This is a genomic window from Falsiroseomonas oryzae (assembly GCF_027856955.1).
Classification (GTDB): Bacteria; Pseudomonadota; Alphaproteobacteria; order Acetobacterales; family Acetobacteraceae; genus Falsiroseomonas; species Falsiroseomonas oryzae.
Map to the genome: position 1 here is coordinate 1 of NZ_JAPSMD010000489.1, position 3,613 is coordinate 3,613.

Sequence of the window (3,613 nt, forward strand, 5' to 3'; positions counted from 1 at the left end):
AGGTCGCCGCCGTCGCCGCCGACCAGCGTGTCGCGGCCGAGGCCGCCGATCACTGTGTCCGCGCCGGCGCCGCCCACGACGCGGTCCGCGCCGGCGCCGCCATCCGCCAGGTCGTCGCCGTCGCGGCCGCTCAGCAGGTCGTCGCCGTCCAGGCCGCGCATCACGTCCGCGGCGCGGGTCGCCCCGATCGTGTCGTTCTCCGCCGTGCCGCGCAGTTCCGCGAAGGTCACCGCGAAGACGAGCGGCAGGGAGAAGGCGGTCTCCGGCGGCAGGCCGGGGTCGCGCACGGTCACGACCAGGTCCAGCTGCGGGTCGCTCTCGAAGTCCAGCACCGTGCCGGCGCGCAGGAACAGCTGGTTCCCTGCCAGCACGAAGCTGGCGGCGTCCGCGCCGGACAGGCTGAGCTCGTTCGGGCCGTCCACCGCATCCTGGTCGACGACCGAGACGGTGCCGAGCAGCACGTCCGCGCTCGTGTCCATGTGCTCGGCCAGCGCGAAGGGGGCGGCGCTGCCGGGGGCGGAGGTGATGAACGGCGCTTCGTTCACGTCGTCCACCGCGACGTCAACCGCCTGGAAGGCGGAATTGCCGAGGTCGTCCTCGTAGAAGATGCGCAGGCCGAAGCTGTCGTATTGCTCGAAGTCAATGGCGCCGGTGACGACGATGCGGCCCTGCGCATCCACGGCGAACAGGTCGTTGCGCGTATCCGGGAAGATGAAGGTCGGCGTGTTGTGGAAGGCCAGCACCTCGAAGGTGGTGATCACCGGCAGCGTGTCGGCGGGACGGCTGCGCAGGCCGAGCTGTCCGATCACCGTGCCGGCCGGGACGTTCTCGGCGAGATAGACGTCCTGGTCGAGCAGCCGGCCATCGAGCAGCAGGCCGGTGGCGCCGGCGGTTCCGATCTCGGCGCGCCGGTAGTCGCCGTCGGCGAAGCGCAGCTCGCTGAAACTGCCGATCAGCAGATCCTCGCCGTCCGGGCCGCCGGGGCGCAGGTCGCGCACGGTCGTCCGGTCGGGCGTGCCGCCGCCGTAGCCACCGTAGCCGCCATAGCCGCCGGACCCGCCGGGCGTGACGATCACCTCGTAGTCGGCGCGGCGGCCGGAGAAGGCGACCATGTCGCTGGCGTCGGCGGTCTCGATCGTGTCGGCGCCGGGAGAGGCCAGGAAGATCTCCAGCCCGTCGATCTCCCCGGCCTGGCTGTCGTCCTCGCTCGTGCCGTCGCGGCGCACGGTCTGGAGGGGGTCGTCCGCGAGCCCGATCACCAGCGTGCGGTCCAGCGACAGGCCGGTGGAATCGGTGACCCGGACCGTCACCGCGTAGCTCGTGTCGGCGACGTCGAGGACGGCGCCCTCGGTCACGCGGAGGTTCCGGCCCTCGATGAAGAAGCGGCCGCCGGCGTCGTCGGTCAACGCGAAGGTCAGGTGCCGGTCGCCCTCCGGATCCAGCGCGTCGAGCACACCGATCCGCGTGCCGGAGCCAAGGCTCTCGATCACGGTCACATGCGGATCGGCACCGGCGACGACGACGCCGTCGAGAGTCAGGGCGGTAGGGGCAGCCATCCGGCGTCTCCGGGCAGGAACGTTCCGGAGAGTATCAGTTGCCCTTCTGGGAAGGGCAACCGGCCGGTCTCAGGAGATCAACGCCGTCGCATGGGCGGCGACGATGCCGGCGCTGTCCGCCAGCCGCCCCGTGAAGTCCGGTGCCAGCGCCCTGGCGCGCGCCGTCATCGCTCCGTCACCGAGGGCGGCCTGCAACCGGTCGGCCAGCGCCGCGGCGGTCGTCTCGCCCGTCATCTCCGGCACATCCGCGACGCCGAGCCGCGCCGCGGCGGCGGCGTTGAGTCGCTTCTCGACATCGGTCGGCAGCAGCACCATCGGCAGCCCCGCGGCCAGCGCCGCCGAGAGCAGCCCGAGTCCGCCGAGCGTCACCAGCAGCGCGGCCCGTGCGGCGATTGCGGCGGGCGGCACCGGCTTCTCATGCAGCGCAATGCCGGCAGCGACGAGACGCGCGGCCTCCGGCCGCGCGAGGCCAGGCAGGAAGGCAGCCACCGGCACGCCGCGCTCGGCGAGCAGCGCCAACGCCTCGACGAGCGGCAACGTGCCGGCACGTCCGCGCGGCACATAGGCGAAGACGCCCTGCCCCGCGCCCGCGCTGCCGGGCGCGCCATCGAAGAAGGGCGACACCGGCGGCGCCAGGCGCTGCACCGCGTAGGGATCGAGTTCGGCGAAGACCGCGGGGCAGGCGATGTCGGCTTCGGCGAGGCGCGGCAGGCGGTCGAGCGGCGCGCGCAGCAGGCGCCGCAGAGCGTGGTTCACGACCTGCAGCAGCGCCTCCTCGTCGAAGACGGGTGCGGTGGCATCCGGGTGGAAGACGGGGAAGCGCGGCAGATGCGCGGGCGGCACGGTGTATCCGGTGCCGAGCGCGATGGTCGGCAGCCGGCCACGCGCCGCAAGCAGCGCCGCCGGCGCGAATTCCGCGATCACCAGGTCCGGGGCCGCATCGGCCAGCAGCCGGTCCCAGGCACGGAGCAGGTATTCCAGAACGCCGGAATCGGCCATGCCGAGATCAGCCAGCAGGTCGCCATAGGTCGCGGCGCCGCCGGTGCCCCAGCCGGCATGGCCGAGCAGCCCCGGCCAGATCGGCGCCTGCCGGATCTCCGACGCCGCGGCGACGGCGCGAAAGGCGCGCAGCGCATCGGGCTGCTGCACGGCAAAGGATAGGCGATGCCCGCGCTCGAGCAGGCACCGCGCGACCGCCCCGAGCTTGGCGACATGGCCGCGGTTGGCGCCGATCTCCCAGGCGAGAAGGATGCGTGCCGGCCGCGCGGCCGGCTCAGCAGCCGCCGGGAAGGGGGGCGAGCTCAAGCAGCCGGCCCTCGACCGAGAACTCGCCGAAATCCATCACGATCTCGTCCGCGACGCCGTTCTCGAAATAGCGCAGGCCGACCTCGTATTCCGGCTGGCTTGCGCCGCCCGTGGCGGCGCCGCGCTCGAAGAAGGCGATGCGCATGCGGCTCGAGGCCTGGCCGGCCAGAAGCGGGAAGCGCGGCTGGCCCTGCGCGGCCCCCCAGCCCGAGATGATCGTGGTGGTGTCCTGCGCGCCCGCATCGGTGGTGCCGTCGAACAGCGGCGCGGCGAGCAACCGGCGGCCGGCGCGCGCCGCCTCCACCGACAGCACGGTGTGGCGCGTCGGCAGGATGGTGCCGGGGGGCAGCTCCTCCTCCTTGCCGGCGGGTTCGCTGAAGCGCACGCGGCCGGCGCCGTCGGGGCGCAACTCCGCCTCGCCGGCCACGCGCTGGCTGACCGCGCCGCCGGTGGACTGCGTCAGCGAGAAGCGGAGCCGCGAATTGTCCTTCGCCTCGTAGGTGGCGTAGTCGGAGACGGTCTCGATCTCCTGCCCGTCGCGGTCCACAACCGTCATGGTCATGCGCTGGCGCGTGGCCCAGCCTTCGCAGGCATCCTGCACGTCGAACACCATGGCGCCGCGCACCGCGGTGATGCCGGAGCCGCGCGCCTCCCCGAGGTCGAGCCGGTAGGCGGCGCGATGCGCGGCCATGCGGGCGATGCCGGCGGCCAGCGCCTCCTCGCTCACGCCGTGGCGGGGCCCGCCGGTGACC

The 3,613-nt window shown here is 73.5% G+C and carries 2 protein-coding genes and 1 pseudogene; all 3 read right to left on the minus strand.

All coding sequences use genetic code 11. From position 1 onward, the window contains the following. A pseudogene (locus OZN99_RS27555) lies at positions 1 to 1,556 on the minus strand (hypothetical protein); the annotation flags it as partial. Positions 1,557 to 1,625: 69 nt separating this feature from the next. Further along, positions 1,626 to 2,861, minus strand: coding sequence for a hypothetical protein (locus OZN99_RS27560; protein WP_270938425.1), 1,236 nt, complete (start codon positions 2,859 to 2,861; stop codon positions 1,626 to 1,628). Beyond that, on the minus strand, positions 2,830 to 3,613 hold a 784-nt coding region (locus OZN99_RS27565), incomplete at its 5' end, for an EipB family protein (protein WP_270938426.1). The genes OZN99_RS27560 and OZN99_RS27565, both read right to left, overlap by 32 nt.